Source organism: Gordonia sp. SMJS1 (assembly GCF_029866425.1).
Classification (GTDB): Bacteria; Actinomycetota; Actinomycetes; order Mycobacteriales; family Mycobacteriaceae; genus Gordonia; species Gordonia hongkongensis.
Genome location: NZ_CP123381.1, coordinates 24,720 through 44,631, shown reverse-complemented (window position 1 = coordinate 44,631; position 19,912 = coordinate 24,720). Strand labels below are relative to the sequence as shown.

Genomic DNA, 19,912 nt, shown 5'->3' with positions numbered 1-19,912 from the left:
AGTCGCCGGTTCAGGCCTCAACAGTCTTGACGGCGAGCCCCATCCGCTGCGCGCGACGAATCATGGTGACCGCGTTGTCGATCGCGGCGCACCCTGGGTCGTTGTTGAAGTAGACGTAGACATCGCAGGAGTCGTCGTACGTGTCGGTCAGACGGCGCAACCAGCTGTCGATCGCTCGGGTTCCGTAACTCATCGGCCGTCGCGCCGTTCCGTCGTGCAACCGTAGATAGCCGAAATCGCCTGTGCGCCAAAGCGGATTGAGTATTCGGTTCTTGCGGTCGGCCCAGCAGAGCGTCGCATTGTGCCGTTCGAGGACCGACCTGACCTCGTCGGCCCACCAGGACTCGTGCCGGGGTTCGACGGCGACCTGGACCGTCTTCGGGAACAAGGAAAGCGTCTCGTCCAGCGCGTCGGGTGCGGCGCGGAGGTTGGGTGGCAGCTGCAGCAGCACCGGTCCCAACCGTCCGTCGAGACCCGCCGAGCGATCAAGGAAGCGCTGGACCGGCTCGGCCGGCTCTTTCAACCGCTTGATGTGCGTCAGGTACCTGCTCATCTTCGCCGCCATCCGGAAGTCGGCGGGGACGGTCTCGGCCCAGTTCTCGAACGCCTTCTTCTCGGGCAGCCGATAAAAGGTGTTGTTGACCTCGGCGGTCGGGAACCGCTGCGCGTAGTAGTCCAACCACAACCGTTGCGGGAGCTTCTCGGGGTAGAACGCGCCACGCCAGTCCCGATACTGCCAGCCGGAGGTGCCGATGAAGAGCATCGCGCAACTATCCGTTCGGGACGGGGCTACGAATCCCGTCCACGACGAGTACCCGGTATGCGCGTGGGTGTCGACTCACGGTTCGTGGGTACCCGTCGGTGGCACATGCCAATCACCGAGACGGGAGTACACATGACCAAGCTGGCGATCATCTACTACTCGGCCACCGGACACGGCACTGCGATGGCACGGGTGCTGTCGGATGCCGCTGAATACGCCGGTGCCGAGGTCCGAGTCCGCCACATCGCCGAAACCCGGGACCCGCAGACGTTCGCCGAGAACCCGGCCTGGTCGGCCAACTACGAGGCCACCAAGGACCTACCCGCCGCGACCGGCGACGACATCGTCTGGGCGGACGGCGTCATCTTCGGGAGCCCGACGCGGTTCGGCAGCACTGCGTCGCCGTTCCAGACTTACATCGACTCCCTCGGGGGACTGTGGGCCGAGGGCAAGCTGGCCGACAAGGCCTACGCCGCCTACACCTCCAGCAACACCGCCCACGGCGGGCAAGAGACCACCCTCGCCGGTCTCTACACATCGCTGATGCACTTCGGCGGCATCCTCGTCCCGCCCGGGTACACCGACGGACTGAAGTTCGCCGACGGCAACCCGTACGGCGTCTCCCATGTCACGGGTCCGGAGAACAAGAACGAGCTCGACAACGCGACAAAGGCCGCGCTCGAACACATGGCGCAGCGGGTGGTGCGGATCGCAGGCCTCCTCGCTGCCTGATAGTCGTCGTCACGAGATCCGTTCCCGCTCAGCCGTTTGGATCGGGCGGGGACGGATCTTGTGAGCGCGCGGTCGCCGTAATCGAGTTGACAGCGAAGGTTCGGCGGTTCACCATCGGTGCTCGTGTCTGTCAGTGTGTCGCCCTCCGGGCGTGAGGAGGTCGTCGGCGTCGTGCGCGCCGACGGTTGAGTAGCCCGCTCCGATCGGCGCGCGTCCCCGCAGTGGTGGACCGCGCCGGTCGAATCGTGCACTCTTCTTCCTCCTCCGACACCTGAGGTGTATCCACTCATGCATTCTTTGACCGAAACCCAGATCCGTTCGTCGTTCGTCAACGCCTCGCTGCGCGAACGCAAGAGCGTGACCCTTCCACCCGACTTCGACGACTTCGACTGGGAGCGACTCGATTTCGTCGGCTGGCGCGACCCGAAACTACCGATGGTCGGATACGTGGTCATCCCGACCGACGACGATGTCGTCGGAATCATGCTCCGACTCGGTGGCCGACAGCCGCGCAACCGTCCGCTGTGCTCGTTCTGCGAGGACGTGCATCTACCCAACGAGGTCGCCTTCTTCAGTGCGAAACTCGCCGGCGCCGCGGGACGCAAGGGCAACACGGTCGGGACGTTGATCTGCTCGAACTTCGAGTGTTCGGCGAACGTCCGCGCCAAGCCGTCGGCCATCTTCGCCACCGACGACATCGAAACCGTTCGGCAACAGCGCATTCAGGCATTGCGGAGCCACCTGGCCGGCTTCGCAAAGCGGGTGGCGAGCGGCGACAGCCCCTCTGCTCCCTGATCCGAGAGAACGACCTGCCCCCTGCTCCCTGAGCTGAGGAGCGCCCGGAGCTTCCGGAGGGCGCGTCTACTTCTGCTCCCTGAGCAGCCTATGAGGGTTTGTGTCAAGGGGGTCCTGTGATGGGTGTGGGCGTGGGTGTGGGTGTGTGGCCCGGCGGCCGGTGGCCTGACTACGGCCGGCGGGCCGCAGTTACCGCGGCGCGAGGAGCGCAAGCCGCCGGGCCGAGCAAGCGACGAAGGAGCGCGTCGAGGTCGACGAGCCCTATGCTCCCTGAGGTGCGAGGAGCGCAAGCGACGAGCCTCGAAGGGTCCCCTCTGGGGCTCGACATCCGAGATAGTGAACCCATGACGTCGCTGTTCATCCGAGCACTGCAGACCCACCAATGGCTCTACGAGCATTCCGGCGGACTCGTCGGCCATCGGTTGCTGATGGGCAATCCCACGCTGCTGCTGCGCACGATCGGCCGCCGGACCGGCGAGGCCAGGTGCAACGCGCTCACCTATGCGCGCGACGGTGAGGCCTACCTGGTGGTCGCGTCGAACGGCGGATCGCCGCGACCACCGGGGTGGCTCGCCAACCTCAAGGCGCACCCCAACGTCGAAGTCCAGGTGGGTCGTCGTCGGATTCAGGTCATCGCGAAGGCGACCTACCCCGACGACCCGGAGTACGCCCGACGCTTCGTTCTCGTCGACGAAGTCAACAAGGGTCGCTACGCCGGCTATCAGAAGAAGACGACGCGCCCGCTCGCCATCGTGGAGCTGACGCCGCGGTAACTGTGGCGCCAGAGAGGTCCCAAGGCCGCCCGTTGGCTCACGCTGCGTCTGGACTCCGCTCGTCGCGAGTCCATCGCCGCGCGTATTCGTCGATGTAGATCTGACCGGATCGCTGACAGATGGTTGCCATCAACTCGTCGGTCGCCTGACGGATAAAGGCTTCTGCTGCGTCGTCACCACACCTCAGGTCCAACGCGGGTAGGAACTCGATCGTGACCCGGCGTCGTCTTCCTGAAGGAGCAGCAAAACGACCGGTCCCGGAAATCGCCACCGGTACGAGCGGCGCGCCGGTGCGCAGCGCCACGCGAACGGCGCCAGTACGTCCCCGGTACATACGACCGTCCGGCGAGCGCGTCCCTTCGGGATGGATTCCCCAGATCCCACCCTCATCCAGGATGTTCACGGCTTGCCGGAGCGCCGAAGACGCTCCCGGGCCTCCGCGCCGATCGACCGGAATCTGCCCCAGGGTGAGAAAGAACCAGCGTTGCAGGCGACCGACTGGGCCGCGCCGTTCGAAGTAGTCGCTTTTGGCGAGAAACGTCACCGGGCGACGCGCGGCGAGAGCCAAGTAGAAGGAATCGAGCACCGAGAGGTGATTGGCAGCCAAGATCACCGGTCCGCTTGCGGGGAGATGATCTCGGCCCACGATCCAGGGTTGCGCCCACAGGACGAGGGCCGGACCGACGAGGAGGTACCGACACAGGGCGTATGCCAGCTTGATTCTCACGCGCATAGACAGTGTCTACCGGAAGATGGGTGACACTGTCTACGTGGAGTCAGCGAAAACCAGGGCCAGGTTGGTTCGTGCCGGCGTCGAGTTGTTAGAGGAGACCGGTTCACCCGATGTCGGGTTGCGCGAGATCGCGCGCCGCGCCGGCGTCTCCCACGGAGCGCCCCGCAGATGGTTTCCGACGCATCGCTCGCTCCTGGCCGCCATCGCGAGTGAAGGTCTCGAGGACCTGTCGTCGGAACTGCTGCGTGCGGCCGGCGGGGTTCCCGGAAGCGTCCTGCCAGTCGCACTCGCGTACGTCGCGTTCGCCCGTCGCCGACCCGCCATGTTCGCGTTGATCTTTCGGCACGATCTACTCGAGGGTGGCGGCTCGGACCTCCGCACCACGTCGCGGCCGCTGTTCACATGGCTGGCGTCGTTGATCGAGGAGAGTGGCGCAGACCAAGACCTCGAGTTGCGCGCCGCGGAACTGTGGGTCGGCGTACACGGGATCGCGATGCTCTCCTCGACAGGGGCGCTTGGCCTGGCCGTCCCAGGAGTCGACGACGGCGAGCTGGTCCAGCGCGTCGTCACGAGCAGCTTGCACCCATCTCACTGACCGTCCGATGACTATCGACCGGCCCGCCGGTCGATATCTGGGAGACCACGTCAACGACCCCCGGGAGAAGCATGCGCACGCTGGCGATCACCCAGAACATGACGCTCGACGGTTCGATCGAGATGTTGACCAACTGGTTCGACCCGACCGTCGAGGCACCGGACCTCATGGCCGAGTCGCACCGGCAGGACGCCGAGGCCGACGCGCTGCTCGTCGGCCGGCAGACCTTCGAGGACTTCCGCGGCTTCTGGCCGCACCAGACCGACGACGCCACCGGCGTCACCGACTATCTCAACACCGTCGCCAAGTACGTGGTGTCAAGCACGATGACCGACCCGGAGTGGCAGAACTCGACCGTGCTGTCCGGCGATCTCGTCGACGAGGTGACCGCGCTGAAGAAGGCCGACGGCAAGGACATCGTCGTGACCGGCAGCATCAGCCTCTGCCACACGCTGATCGAAGCCGGTCTCGTCGACGAATACCGGTTGTTCGTCTACCCGACCGTCCAGGGCACGGGACGGCGTCTGTTCCCGGACGGCCTGGAGATCCCGACACTGCGGCTCGTCGACACCAAGAGTTTCGAGCTGGGCGTCTCGCTGCTGCGGTATCGAACGGTGTGACCCGATTCAGGCGGGGTCGGAGTTGATCTCCGCGAACGCACGGTCGCGGATGGCCGCGAGATCCATCCCGTACGTCAGACCATGAGACTGCTCGTATTCCTCCAACCGCGCAGCCGCCCGGTCGTACAGACGGCGGGCACCGACGGCGTTACCCCGACGGTGGTGCGTCAGCCCGACGCAGAGTTGCGCGAGTCCCTGCCACAGCGGCCGCTCCTCGGGCGGACACGACTTCCACCGTGTCTCGAACACCTCGTGCGCCGAGAACGGCCGCCCCTCTTCGAGCAACTGCCACGCGAGCGCGATCGTCTCATCAGGCGGCAACGGTTCCTCGGACACCGGCTCGACGCCCTGCGCGCCATACGGCAACGGCCGGCCCAACTCGTCGCGCGGCCGGGCCTGGCGCGCGCGGCCATCGGGGTCGCGATCGCGGTCGTCGGACACCGAGCACCTCCTGGGCCGTGTGATCGCATCCTGTCGGTCAACCGGTCTCACGCAGTCGACGCAGGATCTGTGAACGACAGGACGGTACCCATCTGAAGGCTCCGGAAACGAGAAAAGTCAGGCTGCCGTGTGCAACCTGACCTTGTCCGCTCATGGTGGGCGAAGGGGGACTTGAACCCCCACGTCCCGAAGGACACTGGCACCTGAAGCCAGCGCGTCTGCCATTCCGCCACTCGCCCGTGGCCACCGGAGTTCCGGTGGGCATGTCGTCGAACTGGGTGTGTCCGGCGACTGGACGACGATAGCAGCACGCCGCCACCGAAACAAAACTCGATCTCCGACGTTGCATTTGCGCACTACGTCGGGTTACGTCAGATGCCGAATACACACCAATGGGACAGGTGTTGCAGACGGTGCACCAGTTGCCTTGGTGGCACAGTTGGCCGTTGATGTCGCTATCATCAACCAAGGCCAGATGCACGGCGACACGCTCTATTGCCGCGAAAGGAGGTCTCGGTGGGGATCCTGCAACGACTGGAACGCAAGCTCGAAGGTGCAGTTGACGACGGTTTTGCCCGTGTCTTCGGTGGTCAGGTGGCCCCGCAGGAGATCGAGAACGGGCTACAGCGAGAAGCCGAGGAGTCGCTCGAGAACCTCGGTGACGGTACGGTCCTTGCGGCCAACAGCTACACGCTGCTGTTCAGTCCCACCGATCATCAGCACATCGCTGCGGAATACGAGCTGAACCGCAAGACTTTCTCGAAGCATTTGGAAAACTTCATCAAGGACAACGGGTGGCAGACCTACGGCAAGGTCGTCGTAGAGTTCGAGCAATCGCCGTCCTTGCACACGGGGATCTTCCGCGCACGCGGCACGGTCAACCCGGACGCGCGGCCCCGCCCGGTGGCAGCACGTTCGGAACAACCGCACGGTGCACCGGTCCCCGGCCCGCCGGTCGGACGCCCGGCCCCTGTTCCCCCACCTACCGACGCCCCCGACCAAGGAGCCCCCAAGATGACTCAGAATCCCGGATACGACCAGCGCAGGGGCGCCGATCCCGCGTACGACCAGTACGGCCAGGGATCGGGACAGCAGGGCGACCAGGGTTACGGCCAGCAGGGCTACGACCAGTACGGTCAGCAGCCCGGTTACGACCAGGGATACGACCAGCAGGGTTACGGCCAGCAAGGCTACGACCAGGGTTACGGCCAGCAGCCCGGCTACGGACAGCAGGGTTACAGCCAGCAGGGCTACGACCAGCAGGCCTATGGCCAGCAGCCCGGGTACGGCCAGCAGGGCTATGAGCAGCAGGGTTACGGCCAGCAAGGCTACGACCAGGGTTACGGTCAACAGCCCGGCTACGGACAGCAGGGTTACGACCAGCAGGGCTACGGCCAGCAGCCCGCCTACGACCAGGGTTACGGCCAGCAGGGCTATGAGCAGCAGGGCTACGGCCAGCAGGCCTATGGTCAGCAGCCCGCCGGATACGACTACCAGGGCGGCTACGACCAGGGTTACGGCGCGGGCCGGCCGGCAGCCGGGTACGCCCCGTCGTCGATCACGCTGCTGCTCGAAGACGGCAGCAACCGCACCTTCCAGCTGCACGAGGGATCCAATGTGATCGGCCGCGGACAGGACGCACAGTTTCGTCTGCCCGACACCGGCGTCTCGCGCCGTCACGTGGAGATCCGCTGGGACGGTGCGACCGCCATGCTCACCGACCTCAACTCGACCAACGGCACCACCGTCAACGATCTCCAGGTGAACACCTGGGAACTCGCCGACGGCGACCGCATCCGCGTCGGACACTCCGACATCACCGTCCGGTTCCAGTAGACCCGCATACGCCGAGCGCACGCCCACCGCGGGCGCGCGGCAGTCGACACCGGCCAGAGACCACTCCGGCCGGTTGATACTGAACTGTCATATCCGAATGACCGGGTTCGGCGGATCTGCCCATAAGATGCAGTCGGGTCCGCTCCTTTCGATCGGCGGTCCGACGACTGCTGCCGCGGGTACGACCCGACCGAGACGGAACGCGCTGGAGGTGAACACGACATGCAGGGCTTGGTGCTGCAACTGACCCGCATCGGGTTCCTGTTGTTGCTCTGGTTGTTCGTCTTCGCCGTGATCCGCACCCTGCGCGCCGACATCGCGTCGGCCGGCGGTCTGCGTATGCCCCGGTACTCGGGCGGCTCGGAGAAACGACGCCGCGGTGGTGGCGTCCGCGGCGCGGCCCGCTACCTCGTGGTGACCCACGGTGCACTGGCGAACACACGGATCAGCCTCGGCCAGCAACCGGTCCTGCTCGGACGCGCGGACGACTCGACGCTCGTGCTCACCGACGACTACGCCTCCGAACGGCACGCGCGGCTCTCGCGACGCGGCGACGACTGGTACGTCGAAGACCTCGGCTCCACCAACGGCACCTACCTCGATCGTTCCAAGGTGACAACCGCGGTCAAGGTGCCGCTGAACACGCCGATCCGCATCGGCAAGACCGTGATCGAGTTGCGCCCGTGACACTTGTGTTGCGCTACATCGCGCGCAGCGACCGCGGTCTCGTTCGGTCCAACAACGAGGACTCCTTCTACGCGGGTCCGCGCCTGCTCGCACTCGCCGACGGCATGGGCGGCCACGCGGCCGGCGAAGTCGCCAGCCAACTGGTCATCCGCGCGCTGAGCACGCTCGACGACGACGAGCCCGGCGGCGACCTGCTCACCCAGCTCGACAGCGCCACCCGAGCCGGCAACGAGGCGATCGCCGCGCAGGTGCAGGAGTCACCCGAACTCGACGGCATGGGCACCACGCTCACCGCGATCCTCTTCGCCGGTAGCCGAATCGGGTTGTGCCACATCGGCGATTCTCGCGGCTACATGTATCGCGACGGTGCCCTGACCCAGATCACCCGCGACGACACGTTCGTCCAGACCCTCGTCGACGAAGGTCGGATCACCGCCGAACAAGCACACACCCACCCGCAGCGTTCGCTGATCATGCGCGCGCTGACCGGCACCGAGGTCGAGCCGACCCTCACCATGCGGGAAGCGCGCGCGGGTGACCGGTACATGCTCTGCAGCGACGGCCTGTCGGACGTCGTGACCGAGGACACCATCGCCGAGACCCTCGGCTCCATCGCTGACCCCAAGGAGTGCGCGGACCGCCTCATCGAGCTCGCACTGCGCGGGGGCGGCCCCGACAACGTGACCGTCGTCCTCGCCGACGTCGTCGACACCCAGTACGGCGACTCGCGACCGATCGTCGGCGGGGCGGCCGGCGGCAACGAGGAGATCTACACCCCCGATCCCGCCACCGCCGCGGGACGCGCCGCGGCACTACGCCCGCCGCCTGCCGAACCGCAGCGTCCGACGGTGCTGACCGAGGACGAGCCCCCCGCCAAGCAGAAGAGCAAGTACCGCCGCTGGATCGTCGCCGGAGTCGCGCTGGCCGTGATCGCCGCGCTCGTCGTCGGCATCTTCGTCGTCCGCGCCATCGTGCGCAGCAACTACTACGTGGCCGCCGACGACACCGGCGATGTGCTCATCTACCAGGGTTCACCGGAGAAGGTCTTCTTCCTGTCGATGAGCAACCCGGTGCAGCGCGTCTGCGTCGAAGATCTCGACCAGGCGGAACCGAGCTACACGTTCATCTCCTACGACGCCTCCTGCGAGTTCCCGCTCAACGTCGACGACCTGGTGTCGGGACCTGCCCAGTCGGTCAAGAACGTGATGATCCGGAACAAGAGCGAAGAACAGATCCAAGGCGTCGTCACCGACGAGCTCACCTTCCGCTGCGACAACGCACCCTCGTCGCCCTCCCCCGCGCCGACTCCCCCGGCACCGGCACCGTCGGAGTCGACGCCGAGCACCGATCCGTCCGCCCCGGCACCCCGCGCCACCGCGGCGCCGGCACCGGGCATCCCGCAGCAGGGCGCCACCGAATCGGTGGCACCGTCCACCGGCAACGCCGGGCCGGCCGACACGCCCGCACCTGACCAGGACGCCGTCACGAGCTGCCGGCAGCAGGTGAGATGACTCAAGCCGCGCCCGCCCCGCACGCCCCGCCACGCCATCCCGCCACGAGCACCGGCCGCAACGCCGAACTGCTGCTCCTGGGATTCGCCATCGGCCTGGTGACGGTGGCGCTGCTCATCGTCCAAGCCGCCCAGGGCCAGAACCTGACCTGGGACATCCTCAAGTACGTCGCCGCGTACACCGCACTGTTCGGGGTCGCCCATCTGGTGGTTCGCCGCTACGCACCCCACGCCGATCCGATCATGCTGCCCGTCGTGGCCGTCCTGAACGGTCTCGGCCTGGTCCTGATCCATCGTCTCGACCTCGGCACGGGCAACACCGGGGAGTCGGTGAACGCCACCGAGGCGACCCGCAACGCCGATCAGCAGTTGCTGTGGGCAGTGCTCGGCATCGTGGCGTTCTCCGCGGTGCTCATCCTGATCCGCGACCACCGCACGCTCTCGCGGTACGCCTACACGCTCGGCCTCGGCGGACTGGTCTTCTTGATCATCCCGGCGATCCTGCCCAGCGCGTTCTCGGAGATCAACGGATCGAAGAACTGGATCATCACGCCGTTCTTCTCGATCCAGCCCAGTGAGTTCTCCAAGATCCTGATCATCATCTTCGCGGCCGCGGTGCTGGTCTCCAAGCGTGATCTGTTCATCACCGCCGGTCCGCACGTGCTCGGTGTCGACCTCCCGCGCGCCCGTGACCTCGGTCCGCTGCTGGCTGCCTGGGCCATCGCCATCGCCGTCATGGTGGTCCAGAAAGACCTGGGTACGTCGCTGCTGATCTTCGCGACCATCCTGACGATGCTCTACGTGGCCACCTCGCGTGTCGAGTGGCTGGTGCTGGGCATCGGGCTCTTCGCGATCGGCGCGGTCTTCGCGTGGTCGATCTTCTCGCACCTGCAGACCCGGGTCTCGGTGTGGCTGAACCCCTTCGAGGACTTCGACGGCTCGGGCTACCAGATCGGGCAGAGCCTGTTCGGTCTGGCCACGGGCGGACTGTTCGGCACCGGACTCGGTTCGGGCCGGCCCAACATCGTGCCGTTCGCCAACACCGACTTCATCATCTCGACCATCGGCGAGGAACTCGGCCTGGCCGGCCTCACCGCGATCCTGCTGCTGTACATGATCTTCATCCACCGCGGGCTGCGGACCGGCATCGCCGTCCGCGACAGCTTCGGCAAACTCCTGGCGACCGGTCTGGCATTCACCATCGCGATGCAGATCTTCGTCGTCGTCGGCGGCGTCACCAAGTTGATCCCGCTGACGGGTCTCACGACGCCGTTCCTGTCCTACGGCGGATCGTCGCTGCTGGCCAACTACATCCTGGTCGCGTTGCTCATCCGGATCTCGAACGCCGCGCGGGAGCCCGATCCCGGGAAGAAGCGGCCCGCGCCCAAGCCCGTCGAGGCACTGCCGACGCAGGTGGTGAAGCGCCGATGAACAAGCCCATCCGCAATGTGTCGATGGCGGTGATCGTGATGATCATCGCCCTGCTCGCCAACGCCACCTACGTGCAGGTGTTCAAGGCCGACGCCCTCAAGACCGACACCCGCAACAATCGGGTGCTGCTCGACGAGTACTCCCGGCAGCGCGGCCTGATCACGACCGCCGACGGCACGGTGATCGCGTTGTCGGTGCCGATCGAGAGCCGCCTGAAGTTCCTGCGCCAGTACCCGCGGGAGGGCGCCGAGGCGTTCGCCCCGGTCACCGGTTTCTACTCGTTCCAGTACCTCGCGAGCCAGATCGAGCACTACGAGAACAGCATTCTCAACGGCTCCGACGACCGGCTCTTCGGTCAGCGGTTCATGGACATGTTCTCCGGGCGCGACCCGCGCGGCGGCAACGTCGTCACGACGATCAACCCCAAGGTGCAGCAGGCCGCGTACCAGGCCATGCTCAACGGGCCGTGCGACGGTCCGTGCCGCGGGGCCGTCGTGGCGCTGCAGCCGAACACCGGCAAGATCCTGGCGATGGTCTCGACGCCGAGCTATGACCCCAACCGGCTCGCGAGCCACGACCAGGAGGTCCGCGAGAGCAGCTGGGAGGCGTGGAACCGGCCCGGCGACACCGCGCAGCCGATGCTCAACCGCGCGATCAGCCAGCTCTACCCGCCCGGCTCGACCTTCAAGGTCGTCACCTCGGCCGCGGCCCTGCGCGACAACATCACCCCGGGCATCCGCCTCACCGCAGCTCCGACCTTCCCGTTGCCGGGCACCGACGTCTCCCTCCCGAACTACGGCGGCGAGACCTGCCCCGGGTCGTCGGGCGGAACCGTGTCGCTCGAGACGGCGTTCAAGTACTCGTGCAACACCGCCTTCGCCGAACTGGTGACCGAGAAGATGTCCGACGCGATCCCCAAGTTCACCGAGACCGCGAGCCTGTTCGGCCTCGACCAGCCCGGCCCCGACATCCCGATGCCCGTCGTCGACTCGACGGTCGGGCAGATCCCGTCCCTCGACGTCCTCGCGCAGGCGTCCATCGGCCAGCGTGACGTCCGGCTCACCCCGCTACAGAACGCGATGATCGCCGCGACGGTGGCCAACGGAGGTGTGCGCATGCAGCCGTACCTGGTCGACAAGTTGCAGGCGGCGGACCTGCGGACCCTGCAGACCACACCGCCGACGACGGCCAACAAGCCGATCACGCCCGAGCAGGCCGCCGAGCTGACGTTGATGATGATCGAGTCGGAGCGGTCGACGGCCGGCGCGGGCGGCCCGGTGTCGATCGCGTCGAAGACCGGTACGGCGGAGAGCGGATCGAGCACGGACACCCCGTTCTCGTGGTACATCGCCTTCGGACCGTCGTCGAACGCACAGATCGCGGTGGCCGTCGTGGTGGAGAATGGACAATTCGGCGCGGACTCGGTCGGAGGGACCGTCGCGGCGCCGATCGGACGAGAAGTGATCAACTCACTGGTGGGAGGTGGCAGTCGATGAGCCTGCAGAGCGGCACCACCATCGGCGACCGGTATCGACTCATCCGCCTGATCGCCACGGGCGGCATGGGCCAGGTGTGGGAGGCGCTCGACACGCGCCTGAATCGTCGCGTCGCGGTGAAGGTCCTCAAGGCCGAGTACACCAGCGATCCGGAGTTCATCGCGCGGTTCCGCGCGGAGGCCCAGACCACCGCGAAGCTGAACAACCCCGGGATCGCGAACGTCTTCGACTACGGCGAGACCCCGGATTACAACGGCGGCGACCCGCTCGCGTACCTGGTGATGGAACTCGTCGACGGTGAGCCCCTGAACTCGGTGATCTCCCGCCTCGGGCGGTTGTCGCTGACCAACACGCTCGACATGCTCGAGCAGACCGGCCGCGCCCTGCAGGCCGCGCACAGCCAGGGACTCGTCCACCGCGACGTCAAACCCGGCAACATCCTGATCACCCCCGTCGGCCAGGTGAAGATCACCGACTTCGGCATCGCCAAGGCCGTCGACTCCGCCCCGGTCACCAAGACCGGGATGGTCATGGGTACCGCGCAGTACATCTCCCCGGAGCAGGCCACCGGCGACGAGGCGACCGCGGCGTCGGATGTCTACTCGCTCGGTGTCGTCGGCTACGAGGCCCTCACCGGGCGTCGTCCGTTCCTCGGCGACGGTGCGATCACCGTCGCGATGAAGCACATCCGGGAAGCACCGCCACCCCTGCCGACGAACCTGCCGTCCGGGGTCCGCGAGCTCATCGAGATCACGATGGCCAAGGATCCGCGGCAGCGTTACGCCAACGGTGGCGAGTTCGCCGACGCGGTCGCCGCCGTGCGTGCCGGGCGTCGCCCGCCGCGGCCGGGCGCGATCGCCGGTGCCGCGGCAGGCGCAGCCGGAGCCGCCGCGCTCGGCGCCGCAGTCGCTCGTGGGGCCACCCCGACGGGTGCGGCCTCGCGGCCGGTGACTCCTCGGCCGACGTCGCGGACCGCGGTGGCGCCACCGCCGCCGGACAACAGCTGGACCACCGGTCAGAAGGTCCTGGCCGGCATCGCGGCCGCCCTTCTCGTCGGTGCCATCGGGCTCATCGGGTTCTACCTGGTGAACAGCGGGAACGGGGACGCGGCGACACCGCCGCCGCCGTCGACGACGGTCGTCGAGACCACGACCGCGGTGGAACCGACCGAGGAGCCCGACGAGCCGACCACGACTCGACGTACGACCCGTACGACCACCAGCGAAGAGACGACCAGCGAAGAGACGTCGACGGAGACGACCACGCCGCGTCAGCAGACCGACACCTCCGAGCCGCCGCCGGACCCCGGTGCCGCCACCGGAACCCCGTGTTTCCCCGGCGTACCGTTCTCACCGCTGTGCTGATGGGTCACCGAGTGCGAGCCGTGGGTATGAGCCGATAGTTTCCGATTGACCCGTTCTGACCAGAGATCCTGAGGGGCGAACCACCGAGGCCGATGTCGACACCACACCACCTCTCCGACCGCTACGAACTCGGCGAAACGCTGGGTTTCGGTGGCATGTCCGAGGTGCACTATGCGCGCGACCTGCTGCTGCACCGCAACGTCGCGGTGAAGGTGCTGCGTGCCGACCTCGCCCGTGACCCGTCGTTCTATCTCCGGTTCCGCCGCGAGGCCCAGAACGCCGCGAAGCTGAACCACCCCACGATCGTGCAGGTCTTCGACACCGGCGAGGCCGAGACCGAGGACGGCCCGTTGCCGTTCATCGTGATGGAGTACGTCGACGGTGACACCCTGCGGGATGTGTTGCGCGCCAACGGTCCGATCTCGCCGCGGCAGGCGATGACGTGGATGGCCGATGTCGCCGCGGCGATGGACTTCTCGCACCGCAACGGCATCGTCCACCGTGACATGAAGCCGGCGAACGTGATGATCGACAAGTCCGGCGCCGTCAAGGTCATGGACTTCGGCATCGCCCGCGCGATGAGCGACTCGACGTCGACGATGACCCAAACGTCCGCGGTCATGGGTACGGCGCAGTACCTGTCGCCCGAACAGGCCCGTGGCATCAAGGTCGACCCGCGCAGCGACATCTACTCGATGGGGTGCGTGCTCTTCGAGCTGCTCACCGGTGAGCCGCCGTTCACCGGGGACTCGCCGGTGGCCGTCGCACACCAGCACGTGCACGAGGACCCGCCGTGGCCGTCGCACGTCCGGCCGGAGATCCCGCGCGAACTCGATTCCGTCGTCCTCAAGGCGATGAGCAAGAACAAGGACAACCGGTATCAATCAGCGGCCGACCTGCGCGCCGATCTGATCCGGGTGCTCGCCGGTGGCAAACCGTCGGCGCCGATGCTGCTCTCGGACGAGGAACGCACCGAGTTCATCGACACCGGACCGCGCCGGCCCACCCGGACGGAGACGACCGGTCCGCGTCGGCCGATCGCGGGCCGCACCTCGAACGGCAACGGCGGAAACCACCGCCGTGACGAGGACACCGAGGAGACACCCCGACGCCGGTCACGGCTCCTCATGGCCGGCGCGCTGCTCGCCGTCGTGGTGCTCGTCGGAGGTCTCTTCCTGTGGTCGCCGTGGGGTTCGGGCTCGGCGGCGGAGGTGTCGGTGCCGGCGGTCTCCGGACTCAGCTCCGACGACGCGCAGGCCTCGCTGGAACGGGCCGGCTTCGAGGTCCGCGTGCTGGAGGAACCGAGCCTCGACGTCGGTGTCGGTCTCGCCACGCGGTCGACCCCGGGTGAGGGCGTGATGGCGGTCGAGGGATCCGAGGTCGCGCTCTATGTCTCGACGGGTCCTCAGCGTGTTCGATTGCCGTCGGATCTCGTGGGAAAGACGCCGGCCGAGGCGTTGGATCAGCTCAAGGTGCTCGGGTTCACCAACGTGCGAACCGACCGCGTGGATTCGACGACCGAGATGAAGGACAAGGTGGTCTCGACGGCACCGGCCGTCGGCGCCGAGGTCCCGGTCAACGGTGCGGTCGTCGTCAATGTGGGCAACGGCCCGCGCGAGGTCACGGTCCGCGATGTCGTCGGCATGTCCGAGAGTCAGGCACGAGCCGTGCTGGAAGAGCTCGGGATGATGGTCGTCGTGGTCGCGGCCGACTCCGAGCGTCCGGCCGGAGAGGTCATCAGCACCTCACCGGGTCCCGGGTCGACCGCCGAGCAGGGCAGCACCGTGCAGATCAGCGTGTCGCGGGGCAACCTCTTCACCGTCCCGAACCTCCGGGGCAAGACGCCCGCCGAGGCCCAGGCCGATCTCGAGCGGGCCGGCTGGGAGCGGTCGACGCTGACGCGGCAGACCCGCAACGTGCCGCTCGGCAGCCCCGACGACGGTCGCGTCGTCGGCCAGGAGCCGAATCCCGGGTCCCAGGCCCGCAAGAGCGGTTCGATCACGATCATCGTCGGCCAGGCGAGCCTGCTGCCCAACTGATCGTCTCTGCTGGTTGAGCCGGCACCGAGCGGAGCCGCCGGGCCGAGCAAGCGACGACGGAGCGCGTCGAGGTCGAGGAGCCGAGTCTCCGCTGGTTGAGCCGGCACCGAGCGGAGCGAGGAGCCGAGTCGAAACCACTTCGGTGACCTCGCCACCGAAGTCAGCCGACCGCGGTCGCCATCTCGGCTTCGAGGGCGGCCACGCGGGTCTCGTCGATCTCGATCCCGCATGTCTTGAGCCAGTTGGCGAGCATCCGGTGACCGCCCTGGGTCAGGACGCTCTCCGGGTGGAACTGCACGCCGTGGATGGGCAGTTCACGGTGGGCCATCGCCATCACGATGCCCGACTCGGTGCGTCCGGTGACGACGAGTTCATCAGGGATCGTCTCGGGCAGCACCGTCAGCGAGTGATAGCGCGTGGCGGTGAACGGATCCGGCAGTCCTTCGAGCACGCCCGCGTCGTCGTGGAAGACCAGTGAGGTCTTGCCGTGCAGGAGTTCGGGTGCGCGGTCGACGGTGCCGCCGAACGCCGCACCGATCGCCTGATGTCCCAGGCACACACCCAGCAGTGGCAGTTCCCGTTCGGCGGCGACACGGACCATCGGCATCGTCGCCCCGGCCCGCTGGGGCGTGCCGGGACCGGGGCTGAGGAGGACGCCGTCGAATCCGGCAACGGCCTCGCGCAGATGGTCGGGATCGGCCGGGGAGAGTTGCGGGTCGTCGTTGCGCCACACGACGGCCTCGACGCCCAGCTGGCCCAAGTACTGGACCAGGTTGTAGACGAAGCTGTCGTAGTTGTCGACCACCAGAATGCGACTCACGCGAGAAAGGCTACCGCCGAAGCGGGTGGTCGGCGTCGGCGACCTGGTGAGATACCGTAGATCTCGAGTGTTTGCCAGTGGCGGGGACGAGCTCACCTTCTCCCGCCCGCGTACGACCGCCCCGACGGTGCCGCACAACGGAGGAAGTCATGCCGAAGTCAAAAGTCCGGAAGAAGACCGATTACACCATCAACCCGGCCAGCCGGACGCCGGTCAAGGTCAAGGCCGGCCCTTCGAGCACCATCTATGTAGGCGTCATGCTCGGCCTGATGGTGCTGGGTCTCGCCTGGCTCGTCGTCTACTACCTGGCCGCCACGCCCACCGCGTACGGCGGCGAGGGCCAGGTCCTGCACTGGATGGCCGAACTCAACTCGTGGAACTTCCTGATCGGTTTCTCGCTGATGGTGGCGGGCCTGTTGATGACGATGCGTTGGCGGTAGACGCCGGCGGTCGTTCGCGTGTCGAATGCGCTGAGCTGCTGAAACACACGCGTGTAAGTTATCCACACTGTGGAAATCACATGTGTGTAAGTCATCCCCATTGTGAGTAACTCCTGTGGATAACTCCGAGGTCTCTTACACACATGCGTGGGCGACCCCCGTCGGCGCCGGTCTGGCCGGCTGCCTCGGCGGCGTCGCGTTGGTGGTGGCGGCGGTCGTCGCCGCTGCCGATCCGGCCGGCATGGTCCTGATGGGCGTCGCCGGGATTCTCCTTCTCGTGCTCGGCGCCTACACCCTGCTGGTGCGTCCCCGACTGGCCATCACATCGGGGCTGACCCCCGCTCTGGTCCTCGGGACCTTGCGAGGCCAACGGACGTACCCCCCAGAACGCATCGAACGGATTCGGACGCTGTCGATCCGTCGGGTCGGCCGGCGGGTCGGACAGTTGGAGATCGACGTTCTCGACGACGACGCAGCCGGCACGACCGCGCACGACCGCGGCGTCGGCCCTCGCGACGACACCCGACTCGTGGTCTTCAGCCGCTGGGACCTCGGGACCGACCTGCCGACCGTGGTCGACGCGCTGCGCGACGCCGGCTTCGTCGTCGACGAGGGGTAGGTCGCGCCGCAGCTCAGCGGATGTAGACGAGCCCGTCGTACGCGACGCCCGCGCCGATGCCCAGCCCCAGCGCCACGAGGAACAGTGCGGCGAGCGCGATCCAGCCGACGCGACTCGCGGCCTGGGGAGTCCGACGACCCGCGGGCAGCACGGCGTCGGGGAGGTACACGATCGCCGCGGTGGCGGCCGCTCCGAAGGCGAGCCCGCCGAGATGCCCGAGGACCGAGATGCCGGGCAGTGAGAACGACAGCACCACGTTGAAGCCGATGATGAGCAGAACCGGGACAGGGGACACGCGGGCCTTGAGGATGATCACGAGCATCGCGCCCATGAGTCCGTAGATGGCTCCGGAGGCTCCGGCGGTCAGGGCGCGGTCGTCCTCGAAGAGCATGACGGCAGCGCTGCCGCCGAGCAGTGCGATCAGGTAGACGGCCAGGTATCGGCCGATACCGAGGGCGAGTTCGAGATCGCGGCCGAGGATGTAGAGCGACAGCATGTTCACGGCCACGTGCATGAGGCTGAAATGCAGGAAGCCCGCGGTGAGGAGTCGCCAGTACTCGCCGGTCGCGACGTCGCTCTTGAGGAGGTCGCCGGCGCCGAAGATCGCCGCACCGCCGGGATCGCCCACGCCGGCCTGGAGTACACACAGGGCAAAGATCAGCAGGTTGACCGCGATCAGCGCGTAGGTGGCGTAGGGCTGCGTCGGGGCCGTGCGGGTGCGCGCCATCACGGGGACACCGCGGCGTGGGCCGCCGAGCGACGGCGACCGTTGCACGCCGTCGTTGCGGAGGCATTCGAGACAGTGCTGGCCGACCGATGCCGGACGCAGGCACTCGGGACACGCCGGCCGTCCGCACCGGCTGCAGGACAAGCCGGTGGGACGGTCGGGATGCCGGTAACACACCGCCCGCTGCGGGGCGGTGTGCTCCGGAGAGGTCAGTTGACCTCGATCTTCTCGATGACGACCTCGTCGAGCGGGCGGTCGCTGCGGTCGGTCGACGTTGTGGCGATCGCGTCGACGACCTGCTGCGAAGCCGGATCGGTGACCTCACCGAAGATGGTGTGGCGACGGTTGAGGTGCGGGGTCGGGCCGACGGTGATGAAGAACTGCGAGCCGTTGGTACCTGGGCCGGCATTGGCCATCGCGAGCAGGTACGGACGGTCGAACTGCAGCTCCGGGTGGAACTCGTCGCCGAACTGGTAGCCGGGGCCGCCCATGCCGGTTCCGGTCGGGTCGCCGCCCTGGATCATGAAACCGGAGATGACGCGGTGGAAGACCGAGCCGTCGAAGAACGGGCCGGAGTTGCCGCCGGACGCGTTGGGCTTGCTGTACTCCTTGCTGCCGTCGGCCAGCCCGACGAAGTTCTCGACCGTCTTGGGTGCATGGTTCGGGAACAGGTCGACCTTGATGTCGCCGCGATTGGTGTGGATGACTGCGGAGCTTTTCGGTGTAGTCATCCCTCCATCCAACCACTCACCCGGATCCGCTGGTCGGGACATGGCCCCGAGGTGCGCAGATGCACCGGGCGGGGTGGCAGCGCCGCACACCGGCTGGCACTCTTGAGCCCATGTCCAAGAACTACCTCTTGACCGCGCTGGGTGTGGTCGCCGCGTCCGTCACCGCCGCCGTCGTCGCCGGCTCGCTGCGCCGCGCCCGACGCGTGGTGGCCCCGGTGTCCCCGACCGTCCCGCGGATCGAGGAGGTCCGCGAGGCGCTCGCCGAGAGCACCGAGACGCAGGCTTCGTGACCCGCCGCGGCCGACGCGACACCGGGCCGCTCGCCACGCACGGGTAATTTGGTCTCGTGACCTCAGACGACGAGCGCTCCCCGAACCCGCCGCCGGGGTCCGGCGGCGCAGACGACCGGACCCGCGAGTCCTGGTCGGCGCCCGAGAGCTCCGCACCGACGAGCAACCCGGCGCCGTGGGAACGGTCCCCCGCACGACCTGCGGGCTCGCCGACCTCGTCGCAGCGAGCCGACGCTCCCGACCGTTCCGACGGCCGGCCGGCGCCCCGCGGTGACTTCACGCCGCCGCCCGGGGGTCGACCACCCACCAGACCCGGGCCCCCGCCGGGCCGGCGACCGGCCCCGCCGCGCAGTGACTCGTTCGGGACGTTCTGGTCCCTCCGGGGGACCGCATCCGCCCGGTGCGCCGCGTCCGCGGCAGAATGGCCCCGGGCCCGCGCCGGCCGCGCCGGTGGCGGGCGCCAACCCAAC

At 67.6% G+C, this 19,912-nt stretch carries 21 protein-coding genes and 1 tRNA gene; 15 read left to right on the top strand and 7 right to left on the bottom strand.

Annotated features, from left to right (window positions below):
* Nucleotides 1-10: 10 nt before the first annotated feature.
* The gene (locus tag QAD21_RS00240; RefSeq protein WP_280360347.1) at nucleotides 11-763 is read right to left on the bottom strand and encodes a DUF72 domain-containing protein; all 753 of its coding nucleotides are present in this window, start codon (nucleotides 761-763) and stop codon (nucleotides 11-13) included.
* Nucleotides 764-895: 132 nt separating this feature from the next.
* On the opposite strand from QAD21_RS00240, the gene QAD21_RS00235 reads away from it, so the two are divergent.
* From QAD21_RS00235 to QAD21_RS00225, 3 genes are all read left to right on the top strand, one after another.
* Nucleotides 896-1,495, top strand: a complete 600-nt coding sequence (locus QAD21_RS00235) for an NAD(P)H-dependent oxidoreductase (protein ID WP_280360346.1) — start codon at nucleotides 896-898, stop codon at nucleotides 1,493-1,495.
* A gap of 288 nt (nucleotides 1,496-1,783) precedes the next feature.
* A complete protein-coding gene (locus QAD21_RS00230; protein WP_280360345.1) occupies nucleotides 1,784-2,290 on the top strand; it encodes an FBP domain-containing protein in 507 nt (168 codons plus the stop codon).
* Nucleotides 2,291-2,634: 344 nt separating this feature from the next.
* Nucleotides 2,635-3,063 carry a nitroreductase family deazaflavin-dependent oxidoreductase gene (locus tag QAD21_RS00225; protein WP_280360344.1) on the top strand — a complete coding sequence of 143 codons (429 nt, stop codon included), beginning with the start codon at nucleotides 2,635-2,637 and terminating at the stop codon, nucleotides 3,061-3,063.
* A 37-nt stretch (nucleotides 3,064-3,100) separates the two neighbouring features.
* Here the strand turns inward: QAD21_RS00225 and QAD21_RS00220 are convergent, their stop codons facing one another.
* Nucleotides 3,101-3,796 (bottom strand): lysophospholipid acyltransferase family protein, encoded by a 696-nt coding sequence (locus tag QAD21_RS00220; RefSeq protein ID WP_280360343.1) that lies wholly within the window; start codon nucleotides 3,794-3,796, stop codon nucleotides 3,101-3,103.
* A gap of 37 nt (nucleotides 3,797-3,833) precedes the next feature.
* Between QAD21_RS00220 and QAD21_RS00215 the strand changes: the two genes are divergently transcribed.
* Together QAD21_RS00215 and QAD21_RS00210 are read left to right on the top strand one after the other, a co-directional pair.
* Entirely contained in the window at nucleotides 3,834-4,391 is a 558-nt protein-coding gene (locus QAD21_RS00215) for a TetR/AcrR family transcriptional regulator (protein ID WP_348534474.1), read from the top strand.
* A 71-nt stretch (nucleotides 4,392-4,462) separates the two neighbouring features.
* Nucleotides 4,463-5,011: a dihydrofolate reductase family protein gene (locus QAD21_RS00210; protein WP_280360341.1), complete on the top strand. Its 549-nt coding sequence runs from the start codon at nucleotides 4,463-4,465 to the stop codon at nucleotides 5,009-5,011.
* A 6-nt stretch (nucleotides 5,012-5,017) separates the two neighbouring features.
* Here the strand turns inward: QAD21_RS00210 and QAD21_RS00205 are convergent, their stop codons facing one another.
* Together QAD21_RS00205 and QAD21_RS00200 are read right to left on the bottom strand one after the other, a co-directional pair.
* On the bottom strand, nucleotides 5,018-5,452 hold the full coding sequence (locus QAD21_RS00205; RefSeq protein WP_280360340.1) for a DUF309 domain-containing protein: 435 nt from the start codon (nucleotides 5,450-5,452) through the stop codon (nucleotides 5,018-5,020).
* A 153-nt stretch (nucleotides 5,453-5,605) separates the two neighbouring features.
* Nucleotides 5,606-5,691: transfer RNA gene (locus QAD21_RS00200), tRNA-Leu, on the bottom strand.
* A gap of 277 nt (nucleotides 5,692-5,968) precedes the next feature.
* Here QAD21_RS00200 and QAD21_RS00195 point away from each other — a divergent pair.
* From QAD21_RS00195 to pknB, 7 genes are all read left to right on the top strand, one after another.
* On the top strand, nucleotides 5,969-7,288 hold the full coding sequence (locus QAD21_RS00195) for a DUF3662 and FHA domain-containing protein (protein WP_280360339.1): 1,320 nt from the start codon (nucleotides 5,969-5,971) through the stop codon (nucleotides 7,286-7,288).
* Between the two features lie 222 nt (nucleotides 7,289-7,510).
* Nucleotides 7,511-7,975, top strand: a complete 465-nt coding sequence (locus QAD21_RS00190) for an FHA domain-containing protein (protein WP_058253019.1) — start codon at nucleotides 7,511-7,513, stop codon at nucleotides 7,973-7,975.
* Entirely contained in the window at nucleotides 7,972-9,486 is a 1,515-nt protein-coding gene (locus tag QAD21_RS00185) for a PP2C family serine/threonine-protein phosphatase (protein WP_068971405.1), read from the top strand. The genes QAD21_RS00190 and QAD21_RS00185 overlap by 4 nt, the downstream gene beginning before the upstream one ends.
* Nucleotides 9,483-10,916: an FtsW/RodA/SpoVE family cell cycle protein gene (locus QAD21_RS00180; protein ID WP_280360338.1), complete on the top strand. Its 1,434-nt coding sequence runs from the start codon at nucleotides 9,483-9,485 to the stop codon at nucleotides 10,914-10,916. Before QAD21_RS00185 ends, QAD21_RS00180 begins: the two co-directional genes overlap by 4 nt.
* Nucleotides 10,913-12,412 (top strand): penicillin-binding protein 2, encoded by a 1,500-nt coding sequence (locus tag QAD21_RS00175; RefSeq protein WP_280360337.1) that lies wholly within the window; start codon nucleotides 10,913-10,915, stop codon nucleotides 12,410-12,412. The genes QAD21_RS00180 and QAD21_RS00175 overlap by 4 nt, the downstream gene beginning before the upstream one ends.
* Nucleotides 12,409-13,776 (top strand): protein kinase, encoded by a 1,368-nt coding sequence (locus QAD21_RS00170; protein ID WP_280360336.1) that lies wholly within the window; start codon nucleotides 12,409-12,411, stop codon nucleotides 13,774-13,776. The genes QAD21_RS00175 and QAD21_RS00170 overlap by 4 nt, the downstream gene beginning before the upstream one ends.
* A gap of 92 nt (nucleotides 13,777-13,868) precedes the next feature.
* Entirely contained in the window at nucleotides 13,869-15,815 is a 1,947-nt protein-coding gene (pknB, locus tag QAD21_RS00165; RefSeq protein WP_280360335.1) for a Stk1 family PASTA domain-containing Ser/Thr kinase, read from the top strand.
* A gap of 160 nt (nucleotides 15,816-15,975) precedes the next feature.
* On the opposite strand, the gene QAD21_RS00160 is transcribed toward pknB, so the two are convergent.
* Entirely contained in the window at nucleotides 15,976-16,635 is a 660-nt protein-coding gene (locus QAD21_RS00160; protein ID WP_078114064.1) for an aminodeoxychorismate/anthranilate synthase component II, read from the bottom strand.
* 149 nt (nucleotides 16,636-16,784) lie between these two features.
* Between QAD21_RS00160 and crgA the strand changes: the two genes are divergently transcribed.
* Entirely contained in the window at nucleotides 16,785-17,075 is a 291-nt protein-coding gene (crgA, locus tag QAD21_RS00155) for a cell division protein CrgA (protein ID WP_010843022.1), read from the top strand.
* 115 nt (nucleotides 17,076-17,190) lie between these two features.
* Entirely contained in the window at nucleotides 17,191-17,694 is a 504-nt protein-coding gene (locus QAD21_RS00150) for a PH domain-containing protein (protein ID WP_280360334.1), read from the top strand.
* Between the two features lie 13 nt (nucleotides 17,695-17,707).
* On the opposite strand, the gene QAD21_RS00145 is transcribed toward QAD21_RS00150, so the two are convergent.
* Together QAD21_RS00145 and QAD21_RS00140 are read right to left on the bottom strand one after the other, a co-directional pair.
* The gene (locus tag QAD21_RS00145) at nucleotides 17,708-18,421 is read right to left on the bottom strand and encodes a rhomboid family intramembrane serine protease (protein ID WP_280360333.1); all 714 of its coding nucleotides are present in this window, start codon (nucleotides 18,419-18,421) and stop codon (nucleotides 17,708-17,710) included.
* 209 nt (nucleotides 18,422-18,630) lie between these two features.
* Nucleotides 18,631-19,152 (bottom strand): peptidylprolyl isomerase, encoded by a 522-nt coding sequence (locus tag QAD21_RS00140; RefSeq protein WP_058253011.1) that lies wholly within the window; start codon nucleotides 19,150-19,152, stop codon nucleotides 18,631-18,633.
* A 110-nt stretch (nucleotides 19,153-19,262) separates the two neighbouring features.
* On the opposite strand from QAD21_RS00140, the gene QAD21_RS00135 reads away from it, so the two are divergent.
* The gene (locus tag QAD21_RS00135) at nucleotides 19,263-19,442 is read left to right on the top strand and encodes a hypothetical protein (RefSeq protein WP_211540287.1); all 180 of its coding nucleotides are present in this window, start codon (nucleotides 19,263-19,265) and stop codon (nucleotides 19,440-19,442) included.
* The last annotated feature ends 470 nt before the right edge of the window (nucleotides 19,443-19,912 follow it).